Origin of the sequence: Mesorhizobium sp. WSM4313 (assembly GCF_002294725.1) — a bacterium.
Lineage (GTDB): Bacteria > Pseudomonadota > Alphaproteobacteria > Rhizobiales > Rhizobiaceae > Mesorhizobium.
In genome coordinates this window covers 388,576-403,206 of record NZ_NSFT01000003.1, presented here as the reverse complement: position 1 = coordinate 403,206, position 14,631 = coordinate 388,576, and the positions used below count along the sequence as shown (strand labels likewise).

Below are 14,631 nucleotides of genomic sequence, written 5' to 3'. Positions count from 1 at the left end.
ACCAGAGAAATCGACATGGCCCTGATCAGCCTCAAATCTCTCGGCGTCACCATGAGTGCGCCGCTCTTCTCCAACCTCGACCTCATCATCGGCGCCGGCGACCGGCTCGGCATCGTCGCGGCCAATGGCCGTGGCAAATCGACACTTCTCAAATGCCTGGCCGGCGAAGTCGAAGCCACGACCGGCGACATCACCCGGTCGCGCGGCCTGCGCGTCGGCCATGTCGAGCAATCCATCCCTGACGCATTTCTCGGCCGCAGCTTCCATGACGTCGTCGCCGATGCCTTGCCGCCCGAACAGCGCGACAGCGAGTTCTGGCGCGTCGACGTCGTGCTGGATTCGCTCGAGGTGCCGGAAGACATGCGCGGCCGGCCGATGCGCGCTCTGAGCGGCGGCTGGCAGCGTCTGGCGCTGATCGCCCGCGTCTGGGTCACCGATCCCGACGTGCTTCTGCTCGACGAGCCGACCAATCATCTCGACCTCGCCAGGATCAGCCAGCTGGAAACATGGCTCAATGCGCTACCACGCGATGTGCCGGTCATCATCGCCAGCCACGACCGCGCCTTCCTCGACGCGGCCACCAACCGTACCCTGTTCCTGCGCCCGGAAGAGTCGGCGGTGTTCGCGCTGCCCTATTCCCGTGCCCGGCAGGCGCTCGACGAGCTCGACGCCTCGACGGCGCGCAAGTTCGAGCGCGACATGAAGATCGCCCAGCAGCTGCGCAAGCAGGCCGCCAAGTTGAACAATATCGGCATCAATTCCGGCAGCGACCTTTTGACGATTAAGACCAGGCAGCTCAAGGAACGGGCCGAGAAGCTGGAGGATGCCGCCATACAAGCGCATCGCGAGCGCTCGGCCGGCGCGATCAAGCTGGCGAACCGCGGCACCCACGCCAAGGTGCTGATCACGCTGGAGGACGCGGCGGTCGAAACGCCCGACGGCACGCTGCTGTTCAGGACCGGCAATCGCCAGATCTGCCAGGGTGATCGCATCGTGCTGCTTGGCCGCAACGGCGTCGGCAAGACGCGCTTCATCGCGATGATCCGTGGCGCCATCGCCGAGCCGGGATCGGTCGCGAACATCAAGGTGACGCCGTCGACCGTGCTCGGTTACAGCGATCAGGCGCTGTCGGGCATCGATAGCGACGACACGCCGCTGGCGATGGTCTCGCGCCGCTTCGAGGTCGGCGAGCAGCGCGCCCGCTCGCTGCTCGCCGGCGCCGGCGTCGCGATCGAGATGCAGGAGAGGAAGATTGGCGCTCTGTCCGGCGGACAGAGATCGAGGCTGATGATGCTGGTGCTCAGGCTCATCCATCCCAATTTCTATCTGCTCGACGAGCCGACCAACCATCTCGACATCGACGGCCAGGAAGCATTGGAGGACGAATTGTTGAAGCATCAGGCGAGCTGCCTGCTTGCCTCGCATGATCGCTCCTTCATCCGCGCCGTCGGCAACCGCTTCTGGCTGATCGACAGGCAGCGGCTGACCGAGGTCGACGACCCGGAGGCGTTCTTCCGCTCGGTCGCCGAGATGCCGAACTGAGGCGATACCTCTGTTGGGCCGGCACTGCCGGTCCAACAGGCGTTGCTGCCGGCCTGGCGATACTTTTCCACCTGCTAAAAAAAGCGCATGCTGAACTGCTTAGCCATGGAGGGAATGGGCCATGCGTGCAGTGGAAATCGTCAGCAATCTTTATCAGGCCTACGCGGACCGCGACATCGAAGGCGCCTTGTCTCGGTGCGCTGAAGATGTCGTGTTCCGCTGGATTGCCGATCCCCGGCAATCGCGTCATGCCGGCACCGCGCACGGCAAGCAGGAATTCCTCGCCAGGCTCCTGGCGCTCGATGACGACTTCGAGTACCGGCATTTTGTCCCCGTCGAGCTCATCGACGGCGGCGACAAGGTCGCCGCGCAAGTCGAGATCCACATGACGCGCCGCGCCACCGGCGAGGAGCTTATCATGCGTACCGCCAATTTCTGGACGGTCCGCGACGGCGAGATCATCGAGATGGTGGAATATTACGACACCGCGCTGGCCGCGTCGGTGCTCTGAAAAAATCGAGGGCGACCTGTCGGATCGCCGATTGCCGCCTCGTCCTTGGGATGCCGACACGATGATGCCGGCATCAACCAGGGAGAGACATCATGTCGGTACTGTCATCCATCGGCCGTCTTGCCAACCGCTACGTCCAGGCGCGCGCCCGTCATCGCAGCGAGCGCATCCTGCTGTCGCTGCCGGCCGAGCTGCGCAAGGACATCGGCTTTCCGGAGATTTTCGAAACGCGCGAAAGCCGCCGCGCCGCCACCTTCTCGGCGAAGGTCATATAAGTCGCAACTTCGACGCGATTGTTTGCAGCCGGCGCTTGTCGCCGGAGCTGTCTGGGCCAGCTACTCTAAAAAAATTGGCGGGCCATGTAGGATCGCCGCCGCTTCATCCGTCCTGGGGTCGCAAAACCGGATCAACCCGTGAAGAGGAACACGAGAATGAACGACCAGACCCCGCCCCGCGCCAAGGTCCTTGGCGGATTGACCCCCTACCTGCAGGTCGACGGCGCCATCAAGGCCGCCGAGTTCTACAAGAAGGCTTTCGGCGCGGAGGAAGTGTTCGCCTATCCGCCTGACGACAAGGGCCGCACCATGCACATCCATCTCTACGTCAACGGCTCGACGCTGATGCTGGGCGATGCCTATCCCGAACACGGTCATCCGCACCAGGCGGCGCAAGGCTATACGCTGCAGCTGCATCTCGGCAGCGACGACATCGATGCCTGGTGGCAGCGCGCGGTGGATGCCGGCTGCGAGGTCGTCACGCCGCTGCAGGTGATGTTCTGGGGCGACCGCTGGGGCCAGGTGAAAGACCCCTTCGGCGTCGCTTGGGCGATGAACGCGCCGGTGAAGTGAGCCCGCCCACCTCTCCCCCTCTTGTGGGAGAGGTCGGATTGCCCCGAATTGCCCTTCGCAAATCGGCTCCGGGTGAGGGGTAAGCGACGCCGAGCTGGCGCACCCCTCATCCGTCTCGCCGCTGCGCGCCGATCCACCTTCTCCCACAGGGGAAGAGACGCCACAAAGAGGAGTTCAGCATGTCCTATGTCGATGGTTTCGTGCTTGCCGTGCCGAAGGCAAATCTCGATGCGTACAAGAAGATGGCCGAGAACGCCGGCGCCGTCTGGATGGAGCACGGCGCGCTCGCCTATGTCGAATGCGTCGGCGACGATGTCCCCTATGGCGAGCTGACCTCGTTCCCGCGCGCCGTGCAGGCGAAGGACGACGAGGTCGTCATCTTCTCCTGGGTCGTCTACGAGTCCAGGCAGAGCCGCGACGCGGTCATGGCCAAGGTGATGGCCGATGAGCGTCTCAAGATGGACTGGTCCGCCATGCCGTTCGACGGCAAGCGCATGATCTTCGGCGGCTTCCAGCCATTCATCCAGCTTTGAGGAACTCGGCCCTTGCTTCGTCATCCTATGGCGAAGCAAGGAGCGAAGCGACGTAGCGCAGACCATAGGATCCATTCCGTGACCTATGAGTGTTGCAGCGGTGCGGAACAATCTCCGTTCTGTGCTGCCTTTACTCTTCGCGTGAGGTCACGGAATGGATCCTCGGGTCTTCGCGACGCCGCTTCGCGGCTGCTCCGCCCGTGGATGACGAAGCTGAGAGGCTTCGCCAATCCGCTACGCTAGCTTGTCGAGCAGCGGCTTCAGCCGCTCCCCATACCTCTTCCACAGATCGACCGAGCCCTGATACATCGGCTGGCGCACCTGCGCGGCGGAAGCGGTGCGCACCGGCCGGTCCGTCTCGTGGAAGGACAGCACCTTGTCGTCCCAGGGCAGGCCGAGATACGCCATCAGCGCCCGCGACTGCCCTTCCTGGTCGGCGACGAAATCCTCATAGCGCACATCATGCACGACGCCTGGCAGCACCTTGTGCCAATGCGCCATGATGTCTGTGTAGAGGTTATGGAAATCGGCGAGCTCGCCGAGGTCGTAGCCGTAGCGGTGGCTGTCGCCGCGGAAATGCACCTTGAAGATCGACAGGCACGTGGCCGCCGCATCGCGCGCGCAATGGACGATCTTGGCCTTCGGCAGCATCATGTGCAGGAAGCCGACCAGCAGGAAGTTGCCCGGCATCTTGTCGGTGACATGGCGGTAGCCCGGATAGCGGCTATGCAGCATGTCGAGATAGGCCTGGCCCGCCTCGGCGAATGCCTTGTCGGGCATGTCGGCGATACCGGCGGGGAAGCCGCCCGGCATGCTCATCGGAAACTGCTTGCCGACGGCCGTCTTCAGGATGTTCAACTCGCCCGCGCCAAAGACCGTCGGGTGGCTGGCGATGATCTGCTCGACCAGCGTGGTGCCGGAGCGCGGCATGCCGACGACGAAAATCGGCGTGTCGTCGGAAATGCCGCTTGGCCTGCGCTTCTCGAAGAAGGCTGTGTCGAAGGCCGCCTTCATCGCCTCGAATTCGCCGCGCGTGCGCGCGGGATCGTAGTCGATCGCCTTGCGGCGGATGGCATTGCCCTCGGCGAAATAGTCGAAGGCGCGACCGTAATCCTTGAGGTCGTCATTGACCTTGCCCAGGCCGAAGGAGAGCTGCATGCGCGCGAGGCTGCCTTGCGGCGCCTTGGCGTGCTCGGCCTCCATGCCGGAAAGCTCCTTGTCGCGCTCGGTCTGGCGCTTGACCTGCGAGAGCAGCAGCCAGGCTTTCGACATGTTCGGGGCGATCGCCAACGCCTGGCGGGCGAAATCGGCCGCCTCGCCGAGCTTGCCCTTCTCCATCATCGCGACGCCAAGCCCATAGAGCAACTCGGCATCCTTCGGCCGGATCGACAGCGCCTCGCTAAACAGCTTGATCGCCTCATCCAGCCGCCCGGCCTCCTGCATCGTCTCGGCAAGGCCGATGCGCGCGCGGACATGGAACGGGTTGCGGCCGATGGTGCCGCGATAGATCTCCTCAGCCGCGTCGAGCTGTCCGAGCTGCTTCAGCGACGAGCCGAGATTGTCGCGCGCGGCCAGTTGGTCCGGCCGGATATCCACCGCGCCGCGGAAGAAATCGATCGCGGCGGCGACGCGCCCGAGATCGCGCATGACCGTGCCCATATTGTTAAGGAAGTCGGCATTCTGGGGCTGCAGCGTCACGGACTGCTCGATGAGATCGAGCCCTTCCTCGCTCCTGCCGCTCTGGTGCAGCAGCAGCCCGAGGAAATGCAGCGCGGCGGCATGGTTCGGCTGCTGCCCCAATACCTGCCGGTAGAGGCCCTCGGCCTCCTGGCGCCGGCCGGCCTGGTGCAGTTGCAGCGCCTTTTGCACATAAGGATCGAGCGGGCTCGCCGAGCCACCTGGCCTGCCACCGGCGTTTGCCGCTCTTCTGCGATCTTTGTTAATGGGAAACCTGCCGTATTTGTTGGTCCGCCGGACCTAAGCCATGCGGGCAAGAGATTCAAGGCAAACGTCAGCGCGCCTCGCGGTGTCTATCTTGCGAATGGACACCGCGGTCTGCTCAGCACGGCCCGTCGCCGACGATGCGATAGTCCGCCGCGCGCGCCTCGCAGGCGTTCGGGAAGGTGCGCATCTGCCCATGGCGCCTGGCGCAGACCGGCGCGTATTCGCGCGTGCAGAAGGCTTGTTCGGCACCACCGCCACCGCCGTCGCGGCAAGGACCGTCCCGCACGATGCGGTAGCCTTCCCTTTCAGCCACGCAGGCATTGGCAAAGGTCTGCCGGTCGCCGCCGCGCCGGGCGCAGACCGGTTGGTACTGCATGGTGCAGAGCTGCGGATGCGGCCGGGACGGCAGCGGGCGCGGCCCATCGTCGACGACGACGGTGCAGGCTGCCAGCAGCGCCGACAGCGTGAAAACGACAACGCCCTGCCATAACACCGCAAGAAGCCGCATATACCCCTCCTCCATCCCGACGCGTGATGCCGGCTCGCGGTATCCTCGCATCCTGTGCGTTAAACGCAACCATCGTTTGTGGAGCCACGGAACGGTCGTCGCCACCTACATTCTGGACCATGCTTGGCCCGCCTCTGGCCGATGACCGGTGATAGGGCCGGGTCTATCGAGGCCCAGCGTTGGACGCGCCGCTGGCCGCCCGCGAGCGTCGTCTTGCAACCATCACGTTTCCGTGTAATAAAAATCATGTTCGGGCATTTGCGACCCGGAGAGCGGAACGTTTTGGACGACCTTTCCCCGATAAGTGTGAATCTCTGACAACCCCGTTTTTCGGCGGGGGGTTTGACCATGCGCGAATGCATGACCGCCGAAGCAACCACCGGGATTTGCCCAAGGCGCGAGGCAGCGGGCAAACCACCAAGACTGACACGGGTGAAGGAGTTTTCCCCAATGGCCCAGACCGGTACTGTAAAGTTCTTCAATGCCACCAAAGGCTTCGGCTTTATCACGCCGGATGGTGGCGCCAAGGACGTGTTCGTCCACATTTCCGCGATCGAGGCCTCTGGCCTGCGCACGCTGGTCGACGGCCAGAAGGTCACCTTCGACGTCGAGCCGGACCGCATGGGCAAGGGCCCGAAGGCGGTCAACCTGCGCGCTGCCTGATCCGCCGAAACAGCCTATCGTTGCGGATGCAATGGTGCGGCAGGATCATGAGCCGGCTTCAGGACAGGCCTGAATTTGCGAAGGCGCGACCGAAAAGGTTGCGCCTTTTTTGCGCGCAAATGCTTGGATCGGCAGGCGAAAACTTTCTCTTGCCGATAGCGCTAAAATAAAGGACAAATTTCCTCTCGGGCAGTTTGCCGGCCCGAGACTTGACTTGATGGGATCAAAGGAGTTTCCCATGCCGCAGACCGGCACCGTCAAATTCTTCAACCATGCCAAGGGCTTCGGCTTCATCACGCCCGATGATGGCGCGAAGGATGTCTTCGTCCACATCTCGGCTGTGCAGGCGTCGGGCCTTCCCGGTCTTGAGGATGGGCAGAAAGTGACATTCGACACCGAGCCGGACAAGCGCGGCAAGGGTCCGAAGGCCGTCAATCTGTCGGTCGGCTAAGCCGGCTCGCGACGGATCCGACGGAAGCTTTTCAGGCGGGACCGCTCCCGCCCCGGAACGGATTGTGCCTAGGTCCGGAAAGGTCGCCGGCTTCGAAAATCGCCAAGCCTCGCAAACCGCCGAGGCTCGAAAAATCCCCAGGCCTCGAAAAATCGTTTACGCCGATTTCCGTTCAGCCTCCGTTCAGCCACGGTCTTCTATTAACCTTTGCTAAAGCCGGTCCGTATCCCCCGAAAAACGCGCGGGCCGGCGCTAAGGAGACCGAAAATGAACCGTTTTCTCAGGACCGCCATCCTCAGTGTTGGCATTGCCGCGACCACCTTGGCCACCTTCTCGGCGGCCAATGCGGACGACTGGCGCTGGCACCATCATCGTCATCATGGCGGTGACGCCCTCGCCGCCGGCGTTGTCGGCCTCGCGGCCGGCGCTCTGATCGGCAGCGCGCTCAGCAACCCCGGGCCGCGCTATTACGAACCGGCCTATGGTGACGATTATTATGTCTACCGGCCGGTGCGCCGCTACTATGTTCAGCAGCCGCGTGTCGTCTACGCCGACCGCTACGCCGAGCCGTGGACCCGCGGCTGGTACGAGTATTGCTCGGACCGCTACCGCAGCTTCAATTCGCGGACCGGCACTTTCACCGGCAGTGACGGCGCTCAGCATTTCTGCGTCGCCAATTAAGAAAACCCAGGTTCCCTACCTTAAAAAGCGCCGCCCTTGGGCGGCGCTTTTTTGAATAACTCGCCAACGATGGCTATGCCGAGATTCAGGTCAGGCCGAGCCGAGAGCGATGGGTTCCGAGAACCGGAGCGGAGCGTACTTACAGTACGTGAGCACCGGAAGCGCAGGAAACTGACGCTCGCAGGCCGGCATCACCTGAATATCGGCATAGCCTAGGTCAGAAACGGATTGGTCCGCCGTTCATCGCCAAGGCGGCTACCCGGGCCATGGCCGCAGATGAAACCTATGTCGTCGCCTAGCGGCAGAAGCTTGTGCTTGATTGAGGCGATCAGCGCTGCGTGGTCGCCACCGGGCAGGTCGGTGCGCCCGATCGAGCCGCGGAACAGCACGTCGCCGACATGCGCGAATTTGGCCGCCCGGTTGTAGTAGACGACATGGCCCGGCGCATGTCCCGGGCAATGCAGCACTTCGAACACATGGTTGCCGAACGACACCGTTTCGCCTTCGGTGAGAAAACGGTCCGGCACGCAATTGCGCACCGGATCGGTGAGGCCGAAACGTTTGGCCTGGTTCTCGAGATTGGCAAGCAGCGGCTTGTCGGCCTCATGTGGGCCGATAATGTCGATGCCCAGCGCGTCCTTCAGGTCCATCGCGCCGCCGGCATGGTCGATATGGCCGTGCGTGATCCAAATTGCGCCGGCGGTGATGGCATTGTCCTTCAGCGCCGACAGTATCTGGTCGACATCGCCGCCGGGATCGACCACGACGCCCGACCTGTCGTCCATGTCGAAGAGAATGGTGCAGTTCTGCTGGAAGGGCGTGACCGGCACGATACCGGCATTGAGCTGACCCATGGCATTCCTTTCCCTTCCTTCGAAGTGTCGCCCTGATGTAGACAGCCCGGCGAACCTCGTCCACCATTGTCCGAACTTCGGGAGGAAATGCGCGGCCGAGGCCGCCCATGGCAAAGTCCGAAAGACCGGACCTATTTCTTCATCGCATTCATGACCGCGCCGACGATGCCCGTCAGGATCGCGCCACCGCCAACGCCGCCGAGGAGGTTCTTCAGGTCGAGCGCGCTGCCGATGCCGCCCGCCGCCGCTGCCGCGTCAACGCCGCCGCCGCCGAGCAGGCTGCCGAGAATGGCCGCGCCGCCGACGCCGCCGATCGCACCGCTGAGGATTTTGGTAAGTTGGCCCATCGCCGCCTGCTTGAACGCCGCGCCAACCGCCTGGCCACCGATAACGCCGGCAATTACCTGTACAACGATCTGAATAATCGTGTTGCTGTCCATGTAACTAGTCCCTCCATAGCCGCCAGCCTCCTCGGGCCGACGCCATCATGAGACGCCGAATTGTTCGAAAGTCAAATGCGCGCGCGCTTAAATAAAAGGGGCGGCTCGAAAACCGCCCCTATTGCACAAAAAAGCTGTGACTATCTCTATTCTGCAGCGATTGCATGCTTTGGCTGCACCGCGGCGGAATAGTCATTCATCAATGTCTTGGCGATCTCACCGACCTCGAATCGGTATGGACCGATCTCGGAAACCGGCGTGACCTCGGCGGCGGTGCCGGTGAGGAAGCACTGCTCGAAACCTTCGAGTTCCTCCGGCATGATGGCGCGCTCGATCACCTCGAAACCGCGGTCCTTCGCCAGGCCGATCACCGTGCGGCGGGTTATGCCGTCCAGGAAGCAGTCGGGCGTCGGCGTATGGATCTTGCCGTCCTTGACGAAGAAGATGTTGGCGCCCGTCGCTTCCGCCACCTGGCCGCGCCAATCGAGCATCATGGCGTCGGCGTAGCCATTGGCCTCGGCGGCGTGCTTGGACAGCGTGCAGATCATGTAGAGGCCGGCGGCCTTCGACTTGGACGGCGCGGTGCGCGGATCGGGCCGGCGCCACTCGGCGACGTCGAGCCGAATGCCCTTGAGCTTCTGCGCGGGATCGAAATAGCTCGGCCACTGCCAGATGGCGATGGCGCAGTTGATGCGGTTGTTCTGCGCCGAAACGCCCATCTGCTCGCTGCCGCGCCAGGCGATCGGACGCACATAGGCGTCCTGGAAACCCTGCTTCTTCAGCAGCGTGCGGCAGGCCTCGTCGATCTCGGCGACCGGATAGGGAATCTTGAAGCCGAGCAGGCGCGCCGATTCATGCAGGCGCTCATTGTGCTCGGTCAGCTTGAAGATCTGGCCGCCATAGGCGCGCTCGCCCTCGAAGACGGCACTGGCATAGTGCAGGCCATGGGTCAGCACATGGATCTTGGCGTCGGCCCATTTGACGAACTCGCCGTTCATCCAGATGAAGCCTTCCAATTGATCGAAGGGAACGGATGCCATGGAAACCTCCCGCGGGCAGGCGCCCGCAAATCGTTGTGTTTATGACCTTTCGAACCGGCCCCGCACAGGATCCGAAACGCTGGCCAATGCTTGAAAGCGTAGGCGGATATTCAATCCGTGGCAAACTCAGGAAGTTCCGGAAAAACGGCTTCCTCTTGCCTTTTTGTTCGCAATCCGCCGAAAAGCTTGTCAAAAATTATCATTGCCCGGAAATTACGTCAATAGTACTGACATAATTCCCGCCTCGCATGGAGAAACGATGACGAGCCCCGCAGCCGGAAAACCGATCAGGACGGCCATCGCCGATGAGGACGGCATCGACTTCGCCATCATCGAGCTGTTTTTCTTCGCCTATCGCGATTTCACCTCCGACCCGGACCAGATCCTCGCCGATTACGGCTTCGGCCGCGCCCATCATCGCGTGCTGCATTTCGTCAACCGCAGGCCGGGCCTCACTGTCGCCGAGCTGCTCGATGTGCTGAAGATCACCAAGCAGAGCCTGGCGCGGGTTTTGAAGCAGTTGATCGACACCGATCACATCGTCCAGGTGCAGGGTCCGCGTGACCGCCGGCAGCGCGAGCTTTACCCGACCGCCAAGGGTCGCGCTCTGGCACTGGCACTGGCGCGGCCACAGTCGCGCCGCATCCGTGCGGCATTGGAGGATTCCGGAACCACCGAACGCGCCACGATCGAGCGTTTCCTGGAAGCGATGGTCAATCCGGAACTAAGAGCGCAGATTGACATTGTGCCTGCGCAAACATCGGGGAAGAACCATGGAGACCATTGAGAAGGTCGATCATCCGTCAGCGCCCGACGATGACGCGCCGCATCTTCTGGTCGTCGACGACGACACGCGTATCCGTAACCTGCTCAAGCAGTATCTGTCCGAGAACGGTTTTCGCGTCACCGTGGCCGGCAATTCCGGCGAGGCCAGGCGCAAGCTCGCCGGCCTCGACTTCGACCTTCTGGTGCTCGATGTGATGATGCCGGGAGAGACCGGCGTCGACCTCACCAAGGCGCTGCGGGCCGAGAAGAACGTGCCGATCCTGATGCTGACGGCGCTGTCCGAGACCGACAGCCGCATCACCGGCCTGGAAGCCGGCGCCGATGACTACCTGCCCAAACCGTTCGATCCGCGCGAGCTGATCCTGCGCATCAACAACATCCTGCGCCGTGGCGGCCCGGCGGCAACGCCGAAGGTGGAGCAACTGGTGTTCGGGCCCTACACATTCCAGATCGCCAAGCGTGAATTGAAGCGCGGCGGCGAGGCGCTTAAGCTGACCGACCGCGAACAGGAGATCCTCGCGATTTTCGCCGCGCGGGCGGGCGAGACCATACCGCGCCATGAGCTGGTGGGCGATGAATCGGATGTCGGCGAGCGCACCATCGACGTGCAGATCAACCGGCTGCGCCGCAAGATAGAGCGCGATCCGTCCAATCCGGTGTGGCTGCAGACGGTGCGCGGTATTGGGTATCGGCTCAGCGTCGAATAGGTTACCGTCGAAGGCCCTTTGCTGAACGGCCATCGACGAGCGGAAGGGCGAATGGCGACCACGCAACTGGACAAGCCGAAAGGAAGCGGTCCCGGCGATCTCGCATTGCGGACGCTGAGGGCGATGCCGCGTGCCTGGAACCGGTTCTGGCGCCTGGTCGCGCTCTACATGCCGAAACGGCTTTACGCCCGCTCGCTGATCATCGTCATCGCGCCGATGATCCTGCTGCAGTCGGTGGTCGCCTTCGTCTTCATGGAGCGCCATTGGCAGACGGTCACGCAGCGCCTGTCGCAGGCGACCATCTCGGACATAGCGGCCGTCATTGACATGATGGAGACCTATCCGCACGACGCTGACTACGCCAACATCATCCGCATCGCCCAGGACCGCATGCAGTTGAAGGTGGATCTGCTGCCGCCGGACCCGCTGCCGCCGCCCGGTCCCAAACCGTTCTTCTCGATCCTCGACGAGGCCTTGTCGTCGGAGATCACGAAGCAGATCAACCGTCCGTTCTGGATCGACACCGTCGGCAACTCCAACGTCGTCGAGGTTCGCGTCCAGCTTGAAGGCAAGGTGCTGCGCGTCTTCGTGAGGCGCAGCCAGGCTTATGCCTCGAACACCCATATCTTCCTGATCTGGATGGTCGGGACCTCGCTGGTGCTGTTGATGATCGCCATCCCGTTCCTGCGCAATCAGATCAGGCCGATCCTGACGCTCGCCGAGGCCGCCGAGAGTTTCGGCAAGGGTCGACCGATGCCGCGCGATTTCCGCCCGCGCGGCGCCGAGGAAGTCCGTCGCGCCGGCTTCGCCTTCATCCAGATGCGAGAGCGCATCGAGCGCCAGATCGAGCAGCGCACCGCGATGCTGACCGGCGTCAGCCACGACCTCAGGACCATTCTCACCCGCTTCAAGCTGCAGCTGGCGCTGGCCGGCGGCAAGTCCGAGACCAAGGCCGCGCTGAACCAGGACATCGACGACATGCAGTCTATGCTGGAAGGCTATCTCTCTTTTGCCCGCGGCGAGTCCGCGGAGGATACCGGCCGCTTCGACCTTGAGACCTATTTCCAGAAGCTCGGCGAGGAAGCGCAATTGCGCGGCTGCAAGCTCGCGACGACGCTGGTCGGCGATCCGACCGTGCATGTGCGGCCAAACGCCTTTGCCCGTTTGCTGTCGAACGTCATCGGCAATGCTTTCCGCTATGCCAAGACCGTCGAGGTCCACGCCAATCATGGCCGCGGCTCGCTTACCGTCACCATCGACGACGACGGACCGGGCATCGCACCCGACAAGCGCGAAGAGGTGTTCAAGCCTTTCCTGCGGCTCGACGAGGCGCGCAATCTCGATGCCAGCGGCACCGGCCTTGGCCTGTCGATCGCCCGCGACATCGCCCGCAGTCACGGCGGCGACGTCGGCCTCGAGGACAGCCCGCTCGGCGGCCTGCGCGCAGTGATCAAGGTGCCTGCGTAAGTCCAGCCGAGACAGGCTTCATCCGCCCGTCATGAAATCATGGTCAAGAGCGCGCATGAAGCGCGCGACCTCTGTTGATTCGGCCCTGCCGCATCGCTTCGATCCGGCCCCTGCCCGGGTGCGCTGGAGCGAGGCGCGAGCGGCTGCCTGGTCGCCGTTCCGGCACCGCGCCGGCGCGCTCAGGAATTATTACGGCAAAGGATCGCCATGCGTATCGGGATCGCCATGCGTATCCTGATGATCACCGACGCGTGGCGGCCCCAGGTCAACGGCGTGGTGCACACGCTGGAACGCCTCACCGAGGCGCTGAAACCCTTCGACGTCGAGCTCGATTTCCTGACGCCGAACCTGTTTCGCACCTTGCCGATGCCGACCTATCCCGACATCCGCTTGGCGCTGACCACGCCTAGCCGCGTCGCGCGCGTGATCGAGGCCGCCAAGGCCGACCACATCCACATCGTCACCGAGGGTCCGCTCGGCATCATGGCGCGCCGCCATTGCCGAAAAGTGGGCCGCCCCTTCACCACCAGCTACCACACGCGCTTTCCCGAATATCTCAGCGCCCGCCTGCCGGTGCCGGAGAGCTGGGCTTACAATTGGCTGCGCGACTTCCACAATTCCGGACAGGGCACGCTTGTCGCCACGCAATCGCTGGCGGACGATCTCGCGGCACGCGGCTTCAACAAGCTGAGGCCCTGGACGCGCGGCGTCGACACCGACCATTTCCGGCCCAACAAGCGCAAGGAAACCGGATTCCCCCGTCCGGTTTTCCTATGCGTCGGCCGTGTCGCAATCGAAAAGAACCTGACCGCCTTCCTCGATCTCGACCTGCCCGGCAGCAAGGTTATCGTCGGCGAAGGACCGGAACTGGCAAAGCTCAAGGCGCGCTATCCCAACGCGCATTTCCTCGGCCACCGCCCGAACGACGAGCTGGCCGAGATATACGCGTCGGCCGATGTCTTCGTCTTTCCGAGCCGCACCGACACCTTCGGCAACGTCATCATCGAGGCGCTGGCCAGCGGAACGCCCGTCGCCGCCTATCCGGTGACCGGACCGATCGATATTGTCGGCGATGGCGTCGGCGGGGCCGTGTCGAACGACCTGGGCGAGGCGGCGATGACGGCGCTTCACGTCAATCGGGCCGAGGCGCGCCAGCGCGCGATGCGCTACAGCTGGCAGGCCTGCGCAGAAATGTTCCTCGACGCGGTCGACGAGGCGTTGGGGATGCCAAGTAAGCGCGCCGATCAGGACAGGGTGGCTCCAGGTCGCCCCAGGCTCGTCCTAGAATAAACGCCCGCCGTCCGGCACCTTGCGCTCGATGGCGCCGAGCACCACGGCGCCCTCTTCATCGGGAAAGCCCAGCGTCAGCACCTCCGACATGAACGGGCCGATCTGGCGCGGTGGGAAATTGACCACCGCGAAGACCTGGCGGCCGACAAGCGTTTCCGGCGCATAATATTTGGTGATCTGCGCCGACGACTTCTTCACCCCGATCGCCGGACCGAAATCGATCTTCAACTTGATCGCCGGCTTGCGCGCCTCCGGAAACGGCTCGGCCTCGACGATCGTGCCGGCACGGATATCGACACGGTCAAAATCGGCAAAGCTGATCTCGGGCTTGCGCTCGCTGCTGGAACTCATCGGCGATTCGGCTTG

18 protein-coding genes are annotated in these 14,631 nt (G+C 63.3%); 12 read left to right on the top strand and 6 right to left on the bottom strand.

The annotated features are described in order from the left end of the window. Positions 1-15: 15 nt before the first annotated feature. The 5 genes from CK219_RS09795 to CK219_RS09775 all read left to right on the top strand — a co-directional run bounded on the left by CK219_RS09795 (position 16) and on the right by CK219_RS09775 (position 3,434). Entirely contained in the window at positions 16-1,542 is a 1,527-nt protein-coding gene (locus CK219_RS09795; protein ID WP_095766549.1) for an ABC-F family ATP-binding cassette domain-containing protein, read from the top strand. A gap of 121 nt (positions 1,543-1,663) precedes the next feature. Further along, positions 1,664-2,053: a nuclear transport factor 2 family protein gene (locus CK219_RS09790; protein ID WP_095766548.1), complete on the top strand. Its 390-nt coding sequence runs from the start codon at positions 1,664-1,666 to the stop codon at positions 2,051-2,053. Positions 2,054-2,145: 92 nt separating this feature from the next. Then, the gene (locus CK219_RS09785) at positions 2,146-2,328 is read left to right on the top strand and encodes a hypothetical protein (RefSeq protein WP_095766547.1); all 183 of its coding nucleotides are present in this window, start codon (positions 2,146-2,148) and stop codon (positions 2,326-2,328) included. Between the two features lie 156 nt (positions 2,329-2,484). Then, positions 2,485-2,901, top strand: a complete 417-nt coding sequence (locus CK219_RS09780) for a glyoxalase/bleomycin resistance/extradiol dioxygenase family protein (protein WP_095766546.1) — start codon at positions 2,485-2,487, stop codon at positions 2,899-2,901. Between the two features lie 179 nt (positions 2,902-3,080). Beyond that, positions 3,081-3,434, top strand: a complete 354-nt coding sequence (locus tag CK219_RS09775) for a DUF1428 family protein (RefSeq protein WP_095766545.1) — start codon at positions 3,081-3,083, stop codon at positions 3,432-3,434. A 234-nt stretch (positions 3,435-3,668) separates the two neighbouring features. Here the strand turns inward: CK219_RS09775 and CK219_RS09770 are convergent, their stop codons facing one another. Together CK219_RS09770 and CK219_RS09765 are read right to left on the bottom strand one after the other, a co-directional pair. Beyond that, positions 3,669-5,303 carry a sulfotransferase gene (locus CK219_RS09770; RefSeq protein WP_095766544.1) on the bottom strand — a complete coding sequence of 545 codons (1,635 nt, stop codon included), beginning with the start codon at positions 5,301-5,303 and terminating at the stop codon, positions 3,669-3,671. Positions 5,304-5,493: 190 nt separating this feature from the next. Then, the gene (locus CK219_RS09765; RefSeq protein WP_095766543.1) at positions 5,494-5,886 is read right to left on the bottom strand and encodes a Kazal-type serine protease inhibitor domain-containing protein; all 393 of its coding nucleotides are present in this window, start codon (positions 5,884-5,886) and stop codon (positions 5,494-5,496) included. A 450-nt stretch (positions 5,887-6,336) separates the two neighbouring features. Between CK219_RS09765 and CK219_RS09760 the strand changes: the two genes are divergently transcribed. From CK219_RS09760 to CK219_RS09750, 3 genes are all read left to right on the top strand, one after another. Then, positions 6,337-6,549, top strand: coding sequence for a cold-shock protein (locus CK219_RS09760; RefSeq protein ID WP_006202520.1), 213 nt, complete (start codon positions 6,337-6,339; stop codon positions 6,547-6,549). A gap of 238 nt (positions 6,550-6,787) precedes the next feature. Then, positions 6,788-7,000, top strand: a complete 213-nt coding sequence (locus CK219_RS09755; RefSeq protein WP_008877668.1) for a cold-shock protein — start codon at positions 6,788-6,790, stop codon at positions 6,998-7,000. Positions 7,001-7,267: 267 nt separating this feature from the next. Beyond that, entirely contained in the window at positions 7,268-7,681 is a 414-nt protein-coding gene (locus CK219_RS09750) for a BA14K family protein (protein ID WP_095766542.1), read from the top strand. Positions 7,682-7,893: 212 nt separating this feature from the next. Here CK219_RS09750 and CK219_RS09745 read toward each other — a convergent pair whose 3' ends face one another. The 3 genes from CK219_RS09745 to CK219_RS09735 form a co-directional block, all read right to left on the bottom strand. After that, the gene (locus CK219_RS09745) at positions 7,894-8,535 is read right to left on the bottom strand and encodes an MBL fold metallo-hydrolase (RefSeq protein WP_095766541.1); all 642 of its coding nucleotides are present in this window, start codon (positions 8,533-8,535) and stop codon (positions 7,894-7,896) included. Positions 8,536-8,666: 131 nt separating this feature from the next. Next, a complete protein-coding gene (locus CK219_RS09740; protein WP_095766540.1) occupies positions 8,667-8,975 on the bottom strand; it encodes a hypothetical protein in 309 nt (102 codons plus the stop codon). A 146-nt stretch (positions 8,976-9,121) separates the two neighbouring features. Beyond that, a complete protein-coding gene (locus CK219_RS09735) occupies positions 9,122-10,015 on the bottom strand; it encodes a branched-chain amino acid aminotransferase (protein WP_095766539.1) in 894 nt (297 codons plus the stop codon). A gap of 259 nt (positions 10,016-10,274) precedes the next feature. On the opposite strand from CK219_RS09735, the gene CK219_RS09730 reads away from it, so the two are divergent. From CK219_RS09730 to CK219_RS09715, 4 genes are all read left to right on the top strand, one after another. Beyond that, positions 10,275-10,802, top strand: coding sequence for a MarR family transcriptional regulator (locus CK219_RS09730; RefSeq protein WP_140647554.1), 528 nt, complete (start codon positions 10,275-10,277; stop codon positions 10,800-10,802). Then, positions 10,789-11,508, top strand: coding sequence for a response regulator transcription factor (locus tag CK219_RS09725; RefSeq protein ID WP_095766537.1), 720 nt, complete (start codon positions 10,789-10,791; stop codon positions 11,506-11,508). Before CK219_RS09730 ends, CK219_RS09725 begins: the two co-directional genes overlap by 14 nt. A gap of 51 nt (positions 11,509-11,559) precedes the next feature. Continuing rightward, entirely contained in the window at positions 11,560-12,975 is a 1,416-nt protein-coding gene (locus tag CK219_RS09720) for an ATP-binding protein (protein ID WP_095766536.1), read from the top strand. Between the two features lie 225 nt (positions 12,976-13,200). Beyond that, positions 13,201-14,265, top strand: coding sequence for a glycosyltransferase family 1 protein (locus CK219_RS09715; RefSeq protein ID WP_245340445.1), 1,065 nt, complete (start codon positions 13,201-13,203; stop codon positions 14,263-14,265). Here the strand turns inward: CK219_RS09715 and CK219_RS09710 are convergent. Further along, a complete protein-coding gene (locus tag CK219_RS09710; protein WP_040989641.1) occupies positions 14,257-14,616 on the bottom strand; it encodes a tRNA-binding protein in 360 nt (119 codons plus the stop codon). The genes CK219_RS09715 and CK219_RS09710 overlap by 9 nt on opposite strands. Positions 14,617-14,631 lie beyond the last annotated feature (15 nt).

Bases quoted from the DNA above. Each gene is read 5' to 3' on its own strand.
- CK219_RS09775 (WP_095766545.1), top strand. From the start codon at position 3,081: ATGTCCTATGTCGATGGTTTCGTGCTTGCCGTGCCGAAGGCAAATCTC.
- CK219_RS09725 (WP_095766537.1), top strand. From the start codon at position 10,789: ATGGAGACCATTGAGAAGGTCGATCATCCGTCAGCGCCCGACGATGAC.
- CK219_RS09720 (WP_095766536.1), top strand. From the start codon at position 11,560: ATGGCGACCACGCAACTGGACAAGCCGAAAGGAAGCGGTCCCGGCGAT.
- CK219_RS09750 (WP_095766542.1), top strand. From the start codon at position 7,268: ATGAACCGTTTTCTCAGGACCGCCATCCTCAGTGTTGGCATTGCCGCG.
- CK219_RS09795 (WP_095766549.1), top strand. From the start codon at position 16: ATGGCCCTGATCAGCCTCAAATCTCTCGGCGTCACCATGAGTGCGCCG.
- CK219_RS09765 (WP_095766543.1), bottom strand. From the start codon at position 5,886: ATGCGGCTTCTTGCGGTGTTATGGCAGGGCGTTGTCGTTTTCACGCTG.
- CK219_RS09760 (WP_006202520.1), top strand. From the start codon at position 6,337: ATGGCCCAGACCGGTACTGTAAAGTTCTTCAATGCCACCAAAGGCTTC.
- CK219_RS09790 (WP_095766548.1), top strand. From the start codon at position 1,664: ATGCGTGCAGTGGAAATCGTCAGCAATCTTTATCAGGCCTACGCGGAC.
- CK219_RS09780 (WP_095766546.1), top strand. From the start codon at position 2,485: ATGAACGACCAGACCCCGCCCCGCGCCAAGGTCCTTGGCGGATTGACC.
- CK219_RS09785 (WP_095766547.1), top strand. From the start codon at position 2,146: ATGTCGGTACTGTCATCCATCGGCCGTCTTGCCAACCGCTACGTCCAG.
- CK219_RS09715 (WP_245340445.1), top strand. From the start codon at position 13,201: ATGCGTATCCTGATGATCACCGACGCGTGGCGGCCCCAGGTCAACGGC.
- CK219_RS09740 (WP_095766540.1), bottom strand. From the start codon at position 8,975: ATGGACAGCAACACGATTATTCAGATCGTTGTACAGGTAATTGCCGGC.
- CK219_RS09745 (WP_095766541.1), bottom strand. From the start codon at position 8,535: ATGGGTCAGCTCAATGCCGGTATCGTGCCGGTCACGCCCTTCCAGCAG.
- CK219_RS09735 (WP_095766539.1), bottom strand. From the start codon at position 10,015: ATGGCATCCGTTCCCTTCGATCAATTGGAAGGCTTCATCTGGATGAAC.
- CK219_RS09710 (WP_040989641.1), bottom strand. From the start codon at position 14,616: ATGAGTTCCAGCAGCGAGCGCAAGCCCGAGATCAGCTTTGCCGATTTT.
- CK219_RS09755 (WP_008877668.1), top strand. From the start codon at position 6,788: ATGCCGCAGACCGGCACCGTCAAATTCTTCAACCATGCCAAGGGCTTC.
- CK219_RS09730 (WP_140647554.1), top strand. From the start codon at position 10,275: ATGACGAGCCCCGCAGCCGGAAAACCGATCAGGACGGCCATCGCCGAT.